This is a genomic window from Curvibacter sp. T50, from assembly GCF_057219955.1.
The window spans coordinates 1139661-1155071 of record NZ_JBXVVU010000001.1 but is presented as its reverse complement, the minus strand read 5'-3'; the positions used below and the strand labels follow the sequence as shown (position 1 = coordinate 1155071).

At 62.5% G+C, this 15411-nt stretch carries 15 protein-coding genes and 1 tRNA gene; 9 read left to right on the top strand and 7 right to left on the bottom strand.

All coding sequences use genetic code 11. The features are described from left to right. Window positions 1–5 precede the first annotated feature (5 nt). From AC2EBU_RS05485 to AC2EBU_RS05470, 4 genes are all read right to left on the bottom strand, one after another. Window positions 6–512, bottom strand: a complete 507-nt coding sequence (locus AC2EBU_RS05485) for a peptidylprolyl isomerase (RefSeq protein ID WP_484609352.1) — start codon at window positions 510–512, stop codon at window positions 6–8. 9 nt (window positions 513–521) lie between these two features. Continuing rightward, the gene (locus AC2EBU_RS05480; RefSeq protein ID WP_484609351.1) at window positions 522–1208 is read right to left on the bottom strand and encodes a peptidylprolyl isomerase; all 687 of its coding nucleotides are present in this window, start codon (window positions 1206–1208) and stop codon (window positions 522–524) included. After that, on the bottom strand, window positions 1205–2584 hold the full coding sequence (locus tag AC2EBU_RS05475) for a L,D-transpeptidase family protein (RefSeq protein WP_484609350.1): 1380 nt from the start codon (window positions 2582–2584) through the stop codon (window positions 1205–1207). Before AC2EBU_RS05475 ends, AC2EBU_RS05480 begins: the two co-directional genes overlap by 4 nt. Window positions 2585–2651: 67 nt before the next feature. After that, complete coding sequence (locus AC2EBU_RS05470; protein ID WP_484609349.1) at window positions 2652–3710, bottom strand: L,D-transpeptidase Cds6 family protein; 1059 nt, start codon at window positions 3708–3710, stop codon at window positions 2652–2654. A 187-nt stretch (window positions 3711–3897) separates the two neighbouring features. Between AC2EBU_RS05470 and cysS the strand changes: the two genes are divergently transcribed. The 6 genes from cysS to AC2EBU_RS05440 all read left to right on the top strand — a co-directional run bounded on the left by cysS (window position 3898) and on the right by AC2EBU_RS05440 (window position 9540). Beyond that, window positions 3898–5274, top strand: coding sequence for a cysteine--tRNA ligase (gene cysS, locus AC2EBU_RS05465; RefSeq protein ID WP_484609348.1), 1377 nt, complete (start codon window positions 3898–3900; stop codon window positions 5272–5274). Window positions 5275–5331: 57 nt separating this feature from the next. Further along, window positions 5332–5982, top strand: a complete 651-nt coding sequence (locus AC2EBU_RS05460; RefSeq protein WP_484609347.1) for a DNA-3-methyladenine glycosylase family protein — start codon at window positions 5332–5334, stop codon at window positions 5980–5982. 51 nt (window positions 5983–6033) lie between these two features. After that, window positions 6034–7011 carry an acetyl-CoA carboxylase carboxyltransferase subunit alpha gene (locus tag AC2EBU_RS05455; protein WP_484609346.1) on the top strand — a complete coding sequence of 326 codons (978 nt, stop codon included), beginning with the start codon at window positions 6034–6036 and terminating at the stop codon, window positions 7009–7011. Window positions 7012–7039: 28 nt separating this feature from the next. Further along, on the top strand, window positions 7040–8014 hold the full coding sequence (gene tilS, locus AC2EBU_RS05450; RefSeq protein WP_484609345.1) for a tRNA lysidine(34) synthetase TilS: 975 nt from the start codon (window positions 7040–7042) through the stop codon (window positions 8012–8014). Window positions 8015–8130: 116 nt separating this feature from the next. Further along, on the top strand, window positions 8131–9393 hold the full coding sequence (locus AC2EBU_RS05445) for an aspartate kinase (RefSeq protein WP_484609344.1): 1263 nt from the start codon (window positions 8131–8133) through the stop codon (window positions 9391–9393). A 54-nt stretch (window positions 9394–9447) separates the two neighbouring features. Then, window positions 9448–9540: transfer RNA gene (locus AC2EBU_RS05440), tRNA-Ser, on the top strand. A 99-nt stretch (window positions 9541–9639) separates the two neighbouring features. Here AC2EBU_RS05440 and AC2EBU_RS05435 read toward each other — a convergent pair. From AC2EBU_RS05435 to AC2EBU_RS05425, 3 genes are read right to left on the bottom strand one after another with little or no spacing between them, the layout of a single operon-like run. Continuing rightward, entirely contained in the window at window positions 9640–10053 is a 414-nt protein-coding gene (locus AC2EBU_RS05435; RefSeq protein ID WP_484609343.1) for an RNA-binding S4 domain-containing protein, read from the bottom strand. Continuing rightward, window positions 10053–11507, bottom strand: a complete 1455-nt coding sequence (locus tag AC2EBU_RS05430; protein WP_484609342.1) for a sensor histidine kinase — start codon at window positions 11505–11507, stop codon at window positions 10053–10055. Before AC2EBU_RS05430 ends, AC2EBU_RS05435 begins: the two co-directional genes overlap by 1 nt. Beyond that, a complete protein-coding gene (locus tag AC2EBU_RS05425; RefSeq protein ID WP_484609341.1) occupies window positions 11504–12202 on the bottom strand; it encodes a response regulator in 699 nt (232 codons plus the stop codon). The genes AC2EBU_RS05430 and AC2EBU_RS05425 overlap by 4 nt, the downstream gene beginning before the upstream one ends. A 152-nt stretch (window positions 12203–12354) precedes the next feature. On the opposite strand from AC2EBU_RS05425, the gene AC2EBU_RS05420 reads away from it, so the two are divergent. Genes AC2EBU_RS05420 through AC2EBU_RS05410 form a run of 3 tightly spaced genes read left to right on the top strand, consistent with a single transcriptional unit; the run spans window position 12355 to window position 15411 of the window. Continuing rightward, complete coding sequence (locus tag AC2EBU_RS05420) at window positions 12355–13314, top strand: Bug family tripartite tricarboxylate transporter substrate binding protein (RefSeq protein ID WP_484609340.1); 960 nt, start codon at window positions 12355–12357, stop codon at window positions 13312–13314. Window positions 13315–13316: 2 nt separating this feature from the next. Continuing rightward, window positions 13317–13856: a tripartite tricarboxylate transporter TctB family protein gene (locus tag AC2EBU_RS05415; protein WP_484609339.1), complete on the top strand. Its 540-nt coding sequence runs from the start codon at window positions 13317–13319 to the stop codon at window positions 13854–13856. Window positions 13857–13899: 43 nt separating this feature from the next. After that, a complete protein-coding gene (locus AC2EBU_RS05410) occupies window positions 13900–15411 on the top strand; it encodes a tripartite tricarboxylate transporter permease (protein ID WP_484609338.1) in 1512 nt (503 codons plus the stop codon).

Sequence of the window (15411 nt, the reverse complement as noted above, 5' to 3'; positions counted from 1 at the left end):
GCAGGTCAGAGGGCCACGGCTTTGCCTATCACCACGTCTGCCTTCGGTACATCATCATGGAACCCTTTGCGACCCGTCGCAACGGCTTCGATCCGGTCGACCACATCGGAGCCAGCGACAACCCGACCGAATACTGCATAGCCCCAGCCTTGGGCGGTCGGGGCCGTGTGGTTCAGGAACGCGTTGTCCTTCACGTTGATGAAAAACTGTGCCGTTGCGGAGTGAGGCACATTGGTGCGCGCCATGGCAACGGTGTAGCGATCATTGAGCAGCCCGTTGTTCGCTTCGTTTTCTATCGCCGCATCGGTGGCTTTTTGGCTCATGCCCGGCTCGAACCCACCACCCTGGATCATAAAACCCGGAATCACCCGATGGAAGATGGTGTTGTCGTAGTGGCCTTTTGCGACATAGGCAAGGAAGTTGGCAGCCGATTTCGGTGCGCGCTGCGCGTCCAGTTCGAGTGTGATGACACCAAAACTGGTGATGTGCAGCTCAACGCGGGGGTTTGTCATGGTCAGTTCCTATTTCACGATGGTCGCGGATTGGATAATCACCGGTGTCTTCGGCACGTCGGTCGGGAAGGGGCCCCCTGGTCCGGTCGGGGTCGACTTGATTTTGTTGACTACATCCATTCCGCTGACGACTTTGCCGAAAACGGTGTAGCCGTAAAGTTCGGCCGCTCCAAGCAAACTCGCGCGAGGGATGTTCTCGTATACCCGGCCGCGGAACTCGAAGCGCGCAACCGGATCGCCGGGGGGGATCAGTGTCGGGTCCAGGAACGCATTGTCCTTGACATTGATGAAAAACTGGGAAGACGCCGAGTTTGGATCATTTGTCCGGGCCATGGCCAGCGTGCCAACGGCGTTCTTCAGCCCTTTGCCCAGGGCCTCCCGGCCTTCGTGAGTCACCGGCGGTCGGGTTGGTTTCTGCACATACTTCCCGTCAAATCCGCCCCCCTGAATCATGAAGTTCTCGATGACCCGGTGAAAAACAGTACCGTCGTAGTGCTTGTCCCGCACATATTGAAGGAAGTTTTCGACGGTCTTGGGCGCTTTGTCGGGGTACACCTCGACCACAATGTCCCCCATGGAAGTAACCAGTCTGACCTTCGGGGCGTCCTGAGCAATGGCCGGACTTGCCGCAAGGCTCGCGGCCAAGGTCAGCAGTACGGCCGTCCGGCGTGCAGGAAACAGGCTTCTCGCTCTCATCCGATGACTCCTTCAAAAAAAACTTTCCAATTGCTGCCCTCGCGAATCCAGTATTGCCGCTTTACGGCTCCGGTGCGAGCCCCGGACAGCACTTCACCGAACGTCACAACCATCACATCGGCGTGATCGGTCCATCGGATGATGGAAAGGTCTTTGACGTTGACCGATTGACCTCCCGCCCGGGAAAGCTCTTGCTTGAGTAATGGCGTCCATTCCCGCAGCGAGCGACCATTGCTGGAAAAGTTCGCGTGATAGTGTGCAAGAGTTCGTGTCAGATCGCCCGACGATTTTGCCCGACGCCATGCTTCGAACTGGTCTTCAAAGGGCTTTCGGTCCGCTTGGATGACGTTTGGCAACACCCATCGAAGGGATTGTGCGATGACTACCGGGGTTGTCCGGATTTCCACCGTGCGAAGGAGGCGCTCCAGATCGGGATTCGCTAGCACAACACAGCCATCCGACGCGCGGGGCGCGCGAGCGAACTGGTTTGGCGGAGAACCATGCAACCAGATGCCACTTCCCGTCTTGCCGCGACTGATGTCGAGCGGATTGGGGTAGTTGATGGGCAAAGCGCCGGATCCGTAGAAGTCCCGTAACGAAGCTGGGTCAAGATTGCTGGTAATGAAGTAGACGCCCAGCGGTGTCCGTTGATCGCCTTCGACCTGCTTTTCGATACCCAGCTTCCCTACCGAGATATAGTAATCGGCAATGAGCCGGGTTCCCGAAGAGTTGTTCTCAAGGAGATAAAGACGCGACCGGGACGTGTCGACTGCGATGGCGTGTTTCACGCGGGCGGACAACTGCAGAAACTGGGCGGGAACACTACCGATTGGGGGGCGTTCGCGCAGGGCACGGAGCCGCAATTGGGACTCCTCACGCAGGTCCACCAAAGTCGTGGCTCCGCGGAAAGCGAGAGCGTCAGGGACATCCCCAAAACGTCCGAGCGATCGCGTACGGCTGCTCAGCAAGTCGCCATACACCAGTTGAGCGAGTTGGAAGTTAGGATGATCGCGCACCAATTCTTCCGCTTTGCGCAAAGCGCTCTCGCCACGACCTTGTCCGACCAGTCGATAGACCTCAATAAGTCGCGCCTCGGCAGCACCGTCTTCAGTGGATTTGGCTGAGATCACATTGGAACGCGCCGCGGCAATGGCTCCGGCAGCAGCGCCTGCGGCGGCCGTCTTGCGCGCGCCGCTGGCTCGTCCGGAGCGGGGCGCTTCTTTGCGCCCCTTCTGCCGGACCGATTCACGTGGCTTGGATGTTGATTGAGAGCCGACAGATCTTTCCGTTCGGACGACCTGAGCCTCTGAACCCGCAGCCCACATTGCGCCGGCACCAGCCACCAGGGCCGGCACGATCAGAACGTAGAGCCTCACGGCGCGCTATGGCGTTGCTGAGGTGTAGCCCGGGAAGCGGGATTGCGGGCGGCCAGCGGTCCCATTGTTACGAACCGGTGGACTCGCGGACGATAACCCAGCGGTTGGCCTGCTTGGCCAATTCCAGTGTTTTTCGACTGGTGACATTCAGGTTATCGGCCGAGTAGGCTTGCCGGAAACGCGCCGTTGCCTTGTCGCCATTAACGGAAACAGCCAGGTCGCTCACGGTCACGGATATCCTGGACTTACCAACAATGCGGGAGCGCCGGTCCTCTTCCCAGGCCTTGCGGGCCTGCTTGTTGGCCGGTTCGAAATCTTTCCCATACGCCGCCAGGTAGGCGCTCATATCCTTTGCCGACCATGCTGCTGCCCAGGCCCTGACGGCCGCTTCAATCTCTTTGTCGGCACCCCCAGCAGCGGGCGCGGGTGCCGGCGCAGCGGGTGGTGCGGCGACGGGGCCCGGTGCAGGCACCGCCACCGGTTGAGACGCGGGACGAACAGGCGGCGTAACCGCCGGCGCTGCAGCGACGGATGTCGCGGGCCTAGGCGCGGTGGCCGGTGCGGATGCCGCCGGGCGTTGCGCCTTGCTGCCAGGGGCAAACAAATCCCGGATCAGCGCAAGTTTGGGAGCAACGGCGGCATTGGAACCATCCAGCTGCAACGCTTTGCTGTAGGCTTGGCTGGCCAGTTTTGCATAAACGTCGCCCAGGTTTTCGTGGGCGGTCGCGTAGCTCGGGTTGGTGCGAATGGCCATTTCCAGCGCGGCACGCGCCTTGTCGAACTGGCTTTGGCCCGCATAGAGCACGGCAAGATTGTTGTAGGGTTCAGGTAACTCAGGGAAGTCCTCCGTCAACTTCAGGAAGACGGCAATCGCGTCGCTGGCGCGGCCCGATTCGGTCAGAATCACGCCGCGGAGAAAGCGCATTTGCGGATCGCGGGGTTTCGTTGCGAGGAACTGATCGGCTTTGGCAAGCGCTTCGCCCGGTTTGCCTGCGCGAAGCAGTTGGCTGACATCCGAAAACTCGTCGGCCCGGGCCGATACGCCGACACTCAGTGCCCCCAGCAACACTGCGCTCAGCATGGCAATCCGAACGGGAGCAAAAGGCGGTGACGTCAGAGTTTTCATGGGCGCTCGCGGAATCTGTGGTGTCAGCCGCGCCACGCCTCAATCGCGCGCATCGCTGAACGATATACTGGCTTTGATTGTAGCTGAGGGTCGTCTTTGCGGACCTTCGGCGGGTTGACCGTGTGGGCTCTGGCGCGATGCGCAAGCGACCCAAGGTCGTCAAGGAACACGCCACTTTTCCCGATACATGTCTTTGCGCATTCACAACACACTTTCGCGCGGCCTTGAGGAATTCACGCCGATCGAGTCCGGTCATGTCCGGATGTATGTCTGTGGAATCACGGTCTATGATTATTGCCATATCGGGCACGCCCGTTCGGCGATCGCCTTTGATGTGGTTCAGCGGTGGCTCAGAGCGAGTGGCTACCGCGTCACGTTTGTGAAAAACATCACCGATATCGACGACAAGATCATTCGTCGGGCGGTCGAAAACGGCGAGTCGGTCAAAGCGCTTACCTCCCGGATGATCGACGAGATGTACCGCGATTTCGATGCGTTGGGTGTCGAGCGACCCACTTTCGATCCGCGAGCCACCGATTTCGTTCCCTCCATGCTGGAGATTGTTGCGCGGCTGGAAGAGCGAGGCCTTGCCTATCAGGCCGAGGGGGGGGACGTGAACTTCGCGGTTCGCCGTTTCTTCGGCTACGGAAAGTTGTCTGGCAAGTCACTGGATGAGCTCCATGCAGGTGAACGGGTCGCAGTGGCCGACGGCAAGCAGGACCCGCTTGACTTTGTGCTGTGGAAAGCCGCCAAAGAGTCGGAGCCGGACGATGTCAAATGGGACAGCAACTGGGGCAAAGGTAGACCGGGTTGGCATATCGAGTGTTCCGCCATGGCCTGCGCAATACTCGGCGAAACCCTTGATATCCACGGCGGTGGGGCCGATCTTCAGTTTCCACACCACGAAAACGAAATAGCCCAGAGTGAGGGGGCGCATGGAAAGCCGCTGGCCCGTTTCTGGATGCACAACGGTTTCGTCAATGTTGACAACGAGAAAATGTCCAAGTCGTTGGGCAACTTTTTCACCATTCGCGAGGTGCTCAAGGCGTTTGACCCGGAGACTTTGCGCTTTTTTGTTGTCCGTAGTCACTACCGAAGCCCGCTCAACTACAGCGACGTGCATCTGCAGGATGCCCGAAGTGCGCTCCGCCGCCTCTACACCGCCTTGGACTCTGCTCCGCCATCCGATGTGCCGGTCGACTGGGCCAATCCGTACGCCAGGCGCTTCAAGGCAGCGATGGACGAGGATTTTGGAACCCCCGAGGCCGTCGCGGTGCTTTTTGATCTTGCATCGGAAGTCAACCGCAGCCACTCCGCCGCCGATGCCGGCCTGTTGCGCGCGCTGGGGGGGCATCTCGGCTTGCTGCAGGGCGATCCGCGCGCCTTTCTCCAGTCTGGTGCACGCGTCGATGAGGCCGAGATCCTGCGCCTCATCGAGGCCCGCCGCCAAGCGAAACAGGCGAAAGACTTTGCCGAAGCCGACCGAATCCGGCAAAACCTGGTGGAGCAGGGCATCGTGCTCAAAGATTCTCCCTCCGGGACCACTTGGGAAGCGGTATCCTGAACGTCGCCTGACGTTTTCGATTTCACCCGACCCACTCAGATCCGTTGACCCGCAGACATGAGCAATAAGCCGGCCTCGTCCTCTGTGTCAAGCCGTCCCGGGTATTGGGATCAGGCGTGTTGCCAGTTGACCGATCAGGACCGGGTGATGGGCCGGATCATTCCGCAATTTGGCGCGGGTTGTATCGAATCGCGCGGCGATGCCTTCACCACATTGGCACGAAGCGTGGTCGGCCAGCAGATTTCGGTCAAGGCGGCGCAATCGGTCTGGGGGCGTTTTGAGAGCCTGGCGCGTCGGATGACGCCACAGGCTGTGTTGCGTCTCAAGGTGGATGACATGCGGGCGGCCGGTTTGTCCGCCCGCAAAGTCGAGTATCTTGTCGATCTGGCCTTGCATTTTGACGGCGAAAAGCTCAAACCCGATCGCTGGACGACAATGGACGATGAGTCCATCATCAAGGAGTTGGTGGCCATCCGCGGCATCGGTCGCTGGACTGCTGAGATGTTCCTGATCTTCCATCTGCTGCGCCCGAACGTCCTGCCCTTGGACGATGTGGGGCTGATCAAGGGCATCAGTCTCAATTACTTTTCCGGCGAGCCTGTCAGCCGCAGCGACGCCCGCGAGGTCGCACAGGCCTGGCAGCCCTGGTGCAGCGTGGCAACTTGGTATATTTGGCGATCGCTCGATCCGGTGCCGGTCGCGTACTGACCTTGCCGGTCCGGTTGCACCGTCGCGCGCACCACCACTAGGAGAATTACGTTGGCGAAACGAACCTTTCTCGATTTCGAGCAACCGATCGCGGAGCTCGAAGGAAAAATCGAAGAGTTGCGTTATGTCCAGACCGAGTCGGCGGTCGACATTTCTGCGGAGATCGACCAGCTCAGCAAAAAAAGCCATCAGCTGACCCGGGACATTTATTCCGATCTCAGTCCCTGGCAGATCACCAAGATTGCCCGCCATGCCGAGCGTCCGTACACGCTGGATTACGTACGGGAAATCTTCACCGATTTCGTGGAATTGCACGGCGACCGCCATTTCGGGGACGATCTCTCGATTGTTGGCGGCCTGGCGCGTTTCAACGGGCAGGCCTGCATGGTGGTCGGGCACCAGAAAGGGCGCGATACCAAAGAACGCGCCATGCGAAATTTCGGGATGAGCAAACCCGAGGGCTACCGCAAAGCGTTGCGTCTGATGAAAACCGCCGAAAAGTTCGGCCTGCCGGTATTCACGTTTGTGGACACACCGGGCGCCTACCCCGGCATAGATGCGGAGGAGCGCGGGCAGTCCGAAGCGATCGGACGCAACATTTTCGAAATGGCGCAGTTACGCGTTCCGATACTCACCACCATCATCGGCGAAGGTGGGTCTGGCGGCGCCTTGGCCATATCGGTGGCCGATCAGGTACTGATGTTGCAGTTTTCAATCTACTCCGTCATCAGCCCCGAAGGATGTGCGTCGATTCTCTGGAAAACCAGCGAAAAAGCCCAGGAAGCGGCCGATGCGCTGGGTATCACCGCCCATCGGCTCAAGGCCCTGGGCCTGGTCGACAAAATCGTCAACGAACCCGTAGGCGGCGCCCACCGGGACATTGCCCAGATGGCTGCATTTCTCAAGCGGGCGTTGACCGATGCCTTCCGCCAGGTGGCAGATCTGAAGACGCCCGAGCTTCTTGACCGACGCTACGAGCGTATTCGCGCCTATGGCCGGTTCACCGACACCAAGGCAACAGGGCGCTGAACCGGGGCCCGGTCACCAACCTGTCAACTTGCGCGGCGCGTTGCCGGCGCCGATTGCTGCGGCCCTGGACGCGTTTCGCCCGGACCTTCCATTCGGGGTGGCGTTCAGCGGCGGCGCGGACTCCACTGCTTTGCTGCTGGCTTGCGTGCGGCGTTGGCCGGGGCAGGTGCATGCCGTGCATATTCACCATGGACTGCAGCCGGCGGCAGACCTGTTCGTGTCGCACTGCCAGTCGCTCTGCTCCGCGATGTCGGTTCCCTTGGTCGTGCGACATGTCGATGCGACGGCGCGCAACGGGGTCAGCCCCGAAGATGCCGCCCGTCGGGCGAGATATGCAGCTTTTGACCAGATAGCCAGCGCAGAATGGTCGCATTTAGCTATAAAAAATATAGCTTTAGGGCAGCATCTCGATGATCAGGCCGAGACCGTCTTGCTGGCTCTTCTGCGCGGAAGCGGCCTGCCGGGACTGGCCGCCATGCCGGCCGTCTGGACCCGTGGCCACATGACTTTTCACCGCCCGTTCTTGCAGGTCACCGGGGCGCAGTTGCGCCAATGGCTGGCGCAAGAGGGTATTGCCTGGGTGGATGACCCAAGCAACGACGATCACCGATTCACTCGCAACCGGTTGCGCCAGCTTCTGGTGCCGGGCATCGATGCGTCCTTTCCTCATTTTCGGCAGACCGTCGCCCGCGGAGCACGCCATGCGGCGCAGGCGGTTCGCCTGCTGGATGAGCTGGCCGGGCAAGATCTGGCAGTCGTGGGAGATCCCCCGTCCATTCACGCATTGCAGTGTTACAGCGCGGATCGACAGGCGAACGTTCTTCGGTTCTGGCTCAAGCGAAGCCATAACCAGATGCCAGCGGAGGCGCAACTGGCGCAACTGCAGAAACAGATTGCGGCCTGCACCACACGCGGACATCGGTTGAATCTGAAGGTCGGTGGCGGCCGGATTCTGCGCGACGGGGAACGCCTGCGCTGGGTGCCCGACCCGGTGGGGGCCTGAGTTGCCGGACCGTTGGGCTCACCTCCAGCGCTGAACAGGGCGAAAAGTGCCGATACAATTGCAAGGTTTTGCCGGCGACAGCCGGCTTTCTTATGTTCCCCTGAGATACGAACACGATGGCTTTGATCGTTCACAAATACGGCGGTACGTCGATGGGCTCTACCGAGCGCATCCGCAACGTCGCCAAACGCGTGGCCAAATGGGCGCGGGCCGGACACCAGATGGTGGTCGTTCCCAGCGCCATGAGCGGCGAAACCAACCGCTTGCTCGCATTGGCCAAGGATCTGGCCCCCCCGCGCCCGGATACCGCGTACAACCGCGAACTCGACATGCTCGCCGCAACGGGTGAGCAGGCATCATCGGCCTTGCTGGCCATTGCCCTGCAGGCCGAGGGTCTGGAGGCTGTGAGCTACGCGGGCTGGCAGGTTCCGATCAAGACCAATAGCGCCTACACCAAGGCCCGCATCGAGTCCATCGACGATCAGAAGGTCCGCGCCGATCTGGCCGCTGGCCGCGTGGTGATCGTCACCGGATTCCAGGGTGTTGACGATGCTGGCAATATCACCACGCTTGGCCGGGGAGGCTCGGATACCTCTGCGGTGGCTGTTGCGGCCGCGATGAAGGCCGACGAATGCCTGATCTACACCGACGTCGACGGGGTCTATACCACCGATCCGCGCATCGTTCCCGAGGCTCGCCGCCTGCACACGGTCAGCTTCGAGGAAATGCTGGAGATGGCCAGTATGGGCTCCAAGGTGCTGCAGATCCGCTCCGTCGAATTCGCAGGCAAATACAAAGTGCCCATGCGGGTGCTTTCCAGCTTCACCCCCTGGGACATCGATCTGGGTGAAGAAGCCCGCTCCGGTACCCTGATCACTTTTGAGGAAGACGAACAAATGGAACAAGCCGTCGTTTCCGGCATTGCATTCAACCGCGACGAAGCCAAAGTCTCTGTACTCGGTGTGCCCGACAAGCCTGGCATCGCCTACCAGATTCTGGGTGCCGTGGCCGACGCCAACATCGAAGTCGACGTCATCATCCAGAACGTCAGCAAGGACGGCAAGACCGACTTCAGCTTCACGGTGCATCGCAACGACTACGCCCGGACCATTGATCTGCTCAAGGACAAAGTCGTCCCCGCGCTCGGCGCACAGGAAGTTGCGGGGGACGCGAAGATCTGCAAGGTTTCCATCGTCGGTATCGGCATGCGCAGCCATGTCGGCATCGCCAGCAAGATGTTCCGTGCATTGAGCGAAGAAGGGATCAATATCCAGATGATTTCGACCTCCGAGATCAAGACGTCCGTCGTGATCGACGAGAAATACATGGAGCTGGCCGTCCGGGCCCTGCACCGCGCGTTCGATCTTGACCAGGCCTGATCGGGGCGTGCCGGGGGGCTGAATTCGCCGCCCTTCTGGCATAATGGCGGGATTGGAAACGTGACCGAGTGGCCGAAGGTGCTCCCCTGCTAAGGGAGTATGGGGTGTAGAGCCTCATCGAGGGTTCGAATCCCTCCGTTTCCGCCAAGACCAACCGCGCCGGGCGCTTGTCCGGTGCGGTTTTTCTTTGGGCGTGGAGGTTGTGCGAAGACGGCACACCGCAGTGGGCCGGCTGTCGCCATTGCATCAGTCATCCAGCGACGCGCTCCAGCGGTCATCCCAGTTGTGGGTGGCGCGCGTCATGTCGCGGCGGTCGCGTTTGGTCGGGCGGCCCTGGGTGAGGCTTTCGGCGGGTTCCGGTGCCAGGCGGCGCTGTTCTGCGGCTCGCAGCCGGGCCGCCACGCTGTCGGCTGTTTCCTCGTACAAGGCCTGTGCGATCGCGGCGGGGCCTCGCATGGCGCTGATGCCCCGCACGATCACTGAGCGCAGCACCACCCCCTGGCGCAAGGTGACGGTATCGCCGGGCCGAACTTCGCGGGACGGTTTGGCATCGCTGCCGTTGATCTGCACGCGCCCGCGGTCCGCTTCATCTGCCGCCAGGCTGCGCGTCTTGTAGAACCGGGCGGCCCACAGCCATTTGTCGATACGCAGTTTATCCATCAGGGAGCCCCGTTTCGCAGGCGGGATGGCATGGGCAGGCGAACCGTCGCCGTGAGTCCGCTGACCCTGTCGCCCTCCACGCGGTTATTGACCGAGACCGATCCCCCCAGGGCGTTGGTGATTTCCCTGCAGATCGTCAGCCCCAGGCCGGAGCCGCGCCGTTCATCACCGGCCGAGAACGGCTGGAACAGCCGTGCCGCCAGTTCTGCGCTGATGCCAGGTCCGTCATCGTCAATCGTAAGGACCATCGTGTTCCCCTCCCTGACCAGCCGTACGGTGAGCCTTCCGTTCGGCGGGGTGTGCCGGACGGCGTTATGCAACAGATTGCGGGTCAGCTCCTGCAGCATCCAGGCATGGGCGCGTACCGGGGCCGACTCCGTATGGATGTCGAAATCGATTCGACGCTCCGCGATCAGGGGCGCCAGATCCAGCGCGACAGCGCGAACCTCGTCGCTGGCTTCGGTCACCTCGGAGTCGCCCTGATGGCGCAGCTGCTCAATGCGTGCCAGCGAGAGCATGCGGTTTGCCAGTTCGGTGGCGCGCTCGACCGTAGCGGCAATTTCGGCCAATGCCAGTTCAGACGGCAGATCGCCCCGCCGCGCAGACTGCACCTGGACTTTCAGCACCGCCAGCGGTGTTCGCAGCTGGTGCGATGCATCCCGAACGAAACGCTTCTGATGCTCCAGCAGGTGCCGCAGGCGCGCCATGACGGTGTTGGTCGCGTCAATCAGGGGCAGCATTTCCCGGGGCGCGTCCTCGGCCGACAAGGGTGACAGGTCACCTTCCGGGCGAGCGTCCAGGTCGGCCGACAATTGGCGCACCGGGCGGGTGACCCGCTGGACCACCAGCACCACCACCGCGCCCACCACCAGCGCCAGTACCGCATGCCGCCACAGTGAATCGGTCAACAGTTGGCGGGCCATGGCCTTGCGGAGCTCCAGCGTTTCTGCAACCTGAATCAGCGCCATGCCGCGGCCGTCCGGTCCGACCACCGGTTGCAGCAAAGCGGCGACCCGCACCGCCACACCCTGGTACCGGTCGTCATAGAAGTCGACCAGGGAGTCATAGTTCGGACGGTCCGGCACGGACCCCTGCCAGACAGGCAAGTCTGCATAGCCAGAGACGGTGCTGCCGTCCGGGCCGGAAACCCGGTAGAAGATTCGACTCTGGTTGTCGTTCTGGAACGCCTCCAGTGCGGAAAAGGGTACCAGCGCCCTGATCCGGGCCGCCGCGTCGTAGCCTTGGACGTCAATCTGTTCGCTGATGGTCTTGGCCGACGCGAGCAGGGTGCGGTCATAGGCTCGATTGGCCGCATCGAAAGCCTGATCGTAAAGACTCCACGCCCCGACCAGCCCGATCAGGGCCAGCGGAACCAGAATGCCGGTCAGCAGCTGTTTCCGCAAAGAAGCGCGCGATGCGCCGTAGCGACGCAGCCACGATTGTTCCAGGCTCACGGGTCTGCCCTCAGCAGGTACCCCAGCCCTCGAAGCGTCACCAGCTGAGTGCCCGAGTCCGTCAGCTTCTTGCGCAGGCGATAGACCACCACTTCGATAGCCTCCGGGTGGACTGTCTCCTCGCCCGGGAAGACCCGGTCGAACAGGCGCTCCTTGGTCACTGCCTGCCCGGGGCGGGCCATCAGCGCCTGCAGCAGGCCCAGCTCGCGGGGCGTCAGGTCCATCACCGTGTCGCGGCAGTAGACCGCGCCGCTGTATCCGTCCAGCCGAAGTGAGCCCAGTCGCGTGGATTGGCCCCCCCCTTGAGCACTGGCGTCCGCTGGGCTGGTGGTGCGCCGGCGCGCCAGGGCCCGGACCCGCGCTTCGAGCTCGTCCAGGTCGAAAGGCTTGGGAAGATAGTCGTCCGCGCCGGTGTTGAGGCCCAGCACCCGGTCACCTACGGTGCCACGCGCGGTGAGGATCAGGACAGGCTCGGTCCAGCCCGATTTACGGGCATGCTGAAGGACCTCCAGTCCGTCAAGGTCCGGCAGGCTCAGATCCAGAACCACCACGTCGGGAGACAGCGACGGCCAGGCAAGCAGCGCGGGGCGTGCCGTGGAAAAAGACCGCACATCGAACCCCTTGCGGCTGAGTGACCGCGCCAGGGTCGCCTGCATGGCGGGGTCGTCTTCGATCAGGAGCAGTTTGATCAGCATGGGTGCCCGGGTTTGCGCATGCGTGATTCTCGGACGGATTGGCGGACTTCGAAAAGTCCCGGATCGGTGTTTCCCCTAGGTCGAAGGACAGGTATCTGACAGCGCGATGCGGCAACATCGGGTCATCGTTCATCGTACTCAGGAGACCTCCCATGCGCCGTGACACCTTCCTCAAATCCATGGCCGCCCTGGCTGCAGCAGGCGCGTTGCCGCTGCCCGCGCTGGCCGCCGCCAACGTGAAAATGATGATTCCCGCCAACCCGGGTGGCGGCTGGGACAGCACCGGCCGTGCGCTGGGCAAGGCTCTGCAGGACGCCGGTGTGGCATCGTCGGTCACCTTCGAGAACAAGGGCGGCGCGGCCGGCGCCATCGGTCTGGCCCAGTTCGCCAACGCCACCAAGGGGGACCCGAATGCGCTGATGGTGATGGGCGCCGTCATGCTGGGCGGCATCATCCAGACCAGACCCCCGGTCGGGCTGGACAAAGTCACGCCGATTGCCCGGCTGACGACCGAATACAACGTTTTTGTCCTGCCGGCCAATTCGCCGTTCAAGACCATGGCCGATGTCGTGGCCCAGCTCAAGAAAGACCCCGGAAGCGTCAAGTGGGGCGGTGGCTCGCGCGGCTCCACCGAACACATTGCCATTGCCATGCTCGCCCGGGAAGTGGGCGTGGACCCGACCAGAATCAATTACGTGCCTTTCCGTGGGGGTGGCGAAGCCACCGCCGCCATCCTGGGCGGTAACGTCACTGTCGGTGGCAGCGGCTACAGCGAGTTCGAGCAATACATCACCGCCGGCAAGATGAAGGCGATCGGCGTGACCTCCGCCACGCGGATCAAGGGTGTCAATGTGCCCACAATGAAGGAACAGGGCTTCAACGTCGAACTGGGCAACTGGCGCGGCGTCTATGCCGCTGGCGGCATCACACCCGAGCAACGCAAGGCCCTGACCGACATGATCGTCAAGGCCACCAAGTCCAAGGCCTGGGCCGAGGCGCTGGAAAAGAACGGCTGGACGCCTGCGGTGCTGACTGGCAAGGACTTCGACAACTTTGTCGACGACTCCTTCGCCAGCCTGCGGGCCACGATGGTCAAGTCCGGAATGATCTGATCATGGACCACGCCGCCGTGTCTCCGTCGCGGTCGCATTCCAGCCACGACCGTCGAGCCCACTGGCTCATCGCGCTGGGGGCTCTGGGTGTGGCCGGCGTGCTGGCCTACGGTGCGGCCTCGATCCCGTCCGATGCTGGTTACGCCGGCGTCGGACCGAACTTCCTGCCCTGGGTGGTGGCAGCGGTGCTGGCGGTCTGCGGCGTCTGGCTATTGTGGGAGGCGGCAACCGGCGGTTTCCGGCAACTGGAAGAGCCCTCGGGAGCCGAGCGCGGTGACTGGCCAGCCTTTGCCTGGGTGTCTGCAGGCGTGCTGGCCAACGCCACGCTGATCACCACCGCCGGTTTTGTGCTGAGCTGCGCCCTGTGTTTTGCGCTCGCCGTGCGGGGTTTGCGCCTGTCCGAAGGCAAACCCGCCGGGGGTGTCCGCCAGACCGTGATGGACGCCATCACCGGCATGCTGGTTTCCGCGCCCGTCTACTGGCTGTTCACCAAGCTGCTGGCCATCAATCTGCCGGGGCTCACCGGCACCGGCTGGATCTGAGCGCGCGCCCGCGCGCCACACCTTCCTTTTTTCGGGAGTCGCCATGCTGGAGACCTGGACCCATCTCATGGGTGGCTTTGCCACCGCCATCAGTCCCGTCAATCTGCTGTGGGCCTTTGTCGGCTGCGCGGTCGGCACCGCCATCGGCGTGCTGCCCGGCCTGGGGCCGGCCGTCACCGTGGCCATGCTGCTGCCCATCACCAGCCAGGTGGAGCCGACCGCTTCGATGATTTTCTTCGCCGGCATTTATTACGGTGCCATGTATGGCGGCTCTACCACGTCCATCCTGCTCAACACGCCGGGCGAGACCGGCACCATGGTCACTGCGCTGGAGGGTTTCAAGATGGCCCGCAGCGGTCGCGCCGGTGCCGCGCTGGCCACGGCGGCCATCGGCTCGTTTGTGGCGGGCACCATTGCGACCGTGCTGGTGACGCTGTTCGCCCCCATCGTGGCCGAGCACGCCGTCAAACTCGGGCCGCCGGAGTATTTCCTGCTGATGGTGCTGGCCTTCCTGACCGTGAGCGCCGTGCTGGGCAAAAGCACCTTGCGTGGCTTGACGGCGCTGTTCCTCGGTCTGGGCGCCGGGCTGATCGGCATGGACCAGATCTCCGGCCAGGTGCGCTACACCGCCGGCATCCCTGAATTCATGGACGGCATCGAAGTGGTGCTGATCGCGGTGGGCTTGTTTGCCGTGGGCGAGGTGATCTACAACGCCATGTACGAGGGCCGCAGCGTCACCGAAATGAACCGCCTGAACAAGGTGCACATGACCGGAAGCGAATGGCGCCGCTCCTGGCCGGCCTGGCTGCGCGGCACGGCCCTGGGCTTTCCGTTCGGCACCATCCCGGCCGGCGGCTCGGAAATCCCCACCTTCCTGAGCTACGCCACGGAAAAGAAGCTCTCGAAACACAAGAACGAATTTGGCACCGTGGGCGCCATCGAAGGCGTGGCCGGCCCGGAGGCCGCCAATAACTCGGCGGTCACCGCCACGCTGGTGCCGCTGCTCACCCTGGGTATTCCCACCTCGGTCACTGCCGCCATCCTGCTGTCGGCGCTGCAGAACTACGGCATCCAGGCCGGGCCGCAACTGTTCGAAACCTCATCGACCATGGTGTGGGCGCTGATCGCTTCGCTGTACATCGGCAACGTGATGCTGCTCATCCTCAACCTGCCCCTGGTGGGCCTGTGGGTCAAACTGCTGAAGATCCCGCGCCCGCAGTTGTATGCCGGCATCCTGATCTTCGCCACCGTGGGCGTGTACGGCATGCGCCAGAGCAGTTTCGACCTGTTCGTGATGTACGGCATCGGCCTGCTGGGTGTGCTGATGCGCCGGTACGACTTCCCGGTGGCGCCGGTCATTGTCGGCATGATTCTCGGCCCGCTGGCCGAGGCCCAGTTGCGCAACGCCATGTCCATCGGCGAAGGCAAATGGGGCGTGTTCGTGGAGCGGCCGGCATCCCTGTTCCTGCTGGTGGTGGTTGCCCTGGTGCTCCTGCTGCCCCGACTTGCGCGGCTGTGGCAACGCCGAAACGCCGCCGGTGGTGCCCCCGTCTGA

What these genes read in the sequence shown, in the direction of transcription:
- AC2EBU_RS05485 (WP_484609352.1), bottom strand. Translation starts at nt 512, where the DNA reads ATGACAAACCCCCGCGTTGAGCTGCACATCACCAGTTTTGGTGTCATC.
- AC2EBU_RS05435 (WP_484609343.1), bottom strand. Translation starts at nt 10,053, where the DNA reads ATGGATAAACTGCGTATCGACAAATGGCTGTGGGCCGCCCGGTTCTAC.
- AC2EBU_RS05480 (WP_484609351.1), bottom strand. Translation starts at nt 1,208, where the DNA reads ATGAGAGCGAGAAGCCTGTTTCCTGCACGCCGGACGGCCGTACTGCTG.
- cysS (WP_484609348.1), top strand. Translation starts at nt 3,898, where the DNA reads ATGTCTTTGCGCATTCACAACACACTTTCGCGCGGCCTTGAGGAATTC.
- AC2EBU_RS05420 (WP_484609340.1), top strand. Translation starts at nt 12,355, where the DNA reads ATGCGCCGTGACACCTTCCTCAAATCCATGGCCGCCCTGGCTGCAGCA.
- AC2EBU_RS05415 (WP_484609339.1), top strand. Translation starts at nt 13,317, where the DNA reads ATGGACCACGCCGCCGTGTCTCCGTCGCGGTCGCATTCCAGCCACGAC.
- AC2EBU_RS05425 (WP_484609341.1), bottom strand. Translation starts at nt 12,202, where the DNA reads ATGCTGATCAAACTGCTCCTGATCGAAGACGACCCCGCCATGCAGGCG.
- AC2EBU_RS05460 (WP_484609347.1), top strand. Translation starts at nt 5,332, where the DNA reads ATGAGCAATAAGCCGGCCTCGTCCTCTGTGTCAAGCCGTCCCGGGTAT.
- AC2EBU_RS05470 (WP_484609349.1), bottom strand. Translation starts at nt 3,710, where the DNA reads ATGAAAACTCTGACGTCACCGCCTTTTGCTCCCGTTCGGATTGCCATG.
- AC2EBU_RS05445 (WP_484609344.1), top strand. Translation starts at nt 8,131, where the DNA reads ATGGCTTTGATCGTTCACAAATACGGCGGTACGTCGATGGGCTCTACC.
- AC2EBU_RS05410 (WP_484609338.1), top strand. Translation starts at nt 13,900, where the DNA reads ATGCTGGAGACCTGGACCCATCTCATGGGTGGCTTTGCCACCGCCATC.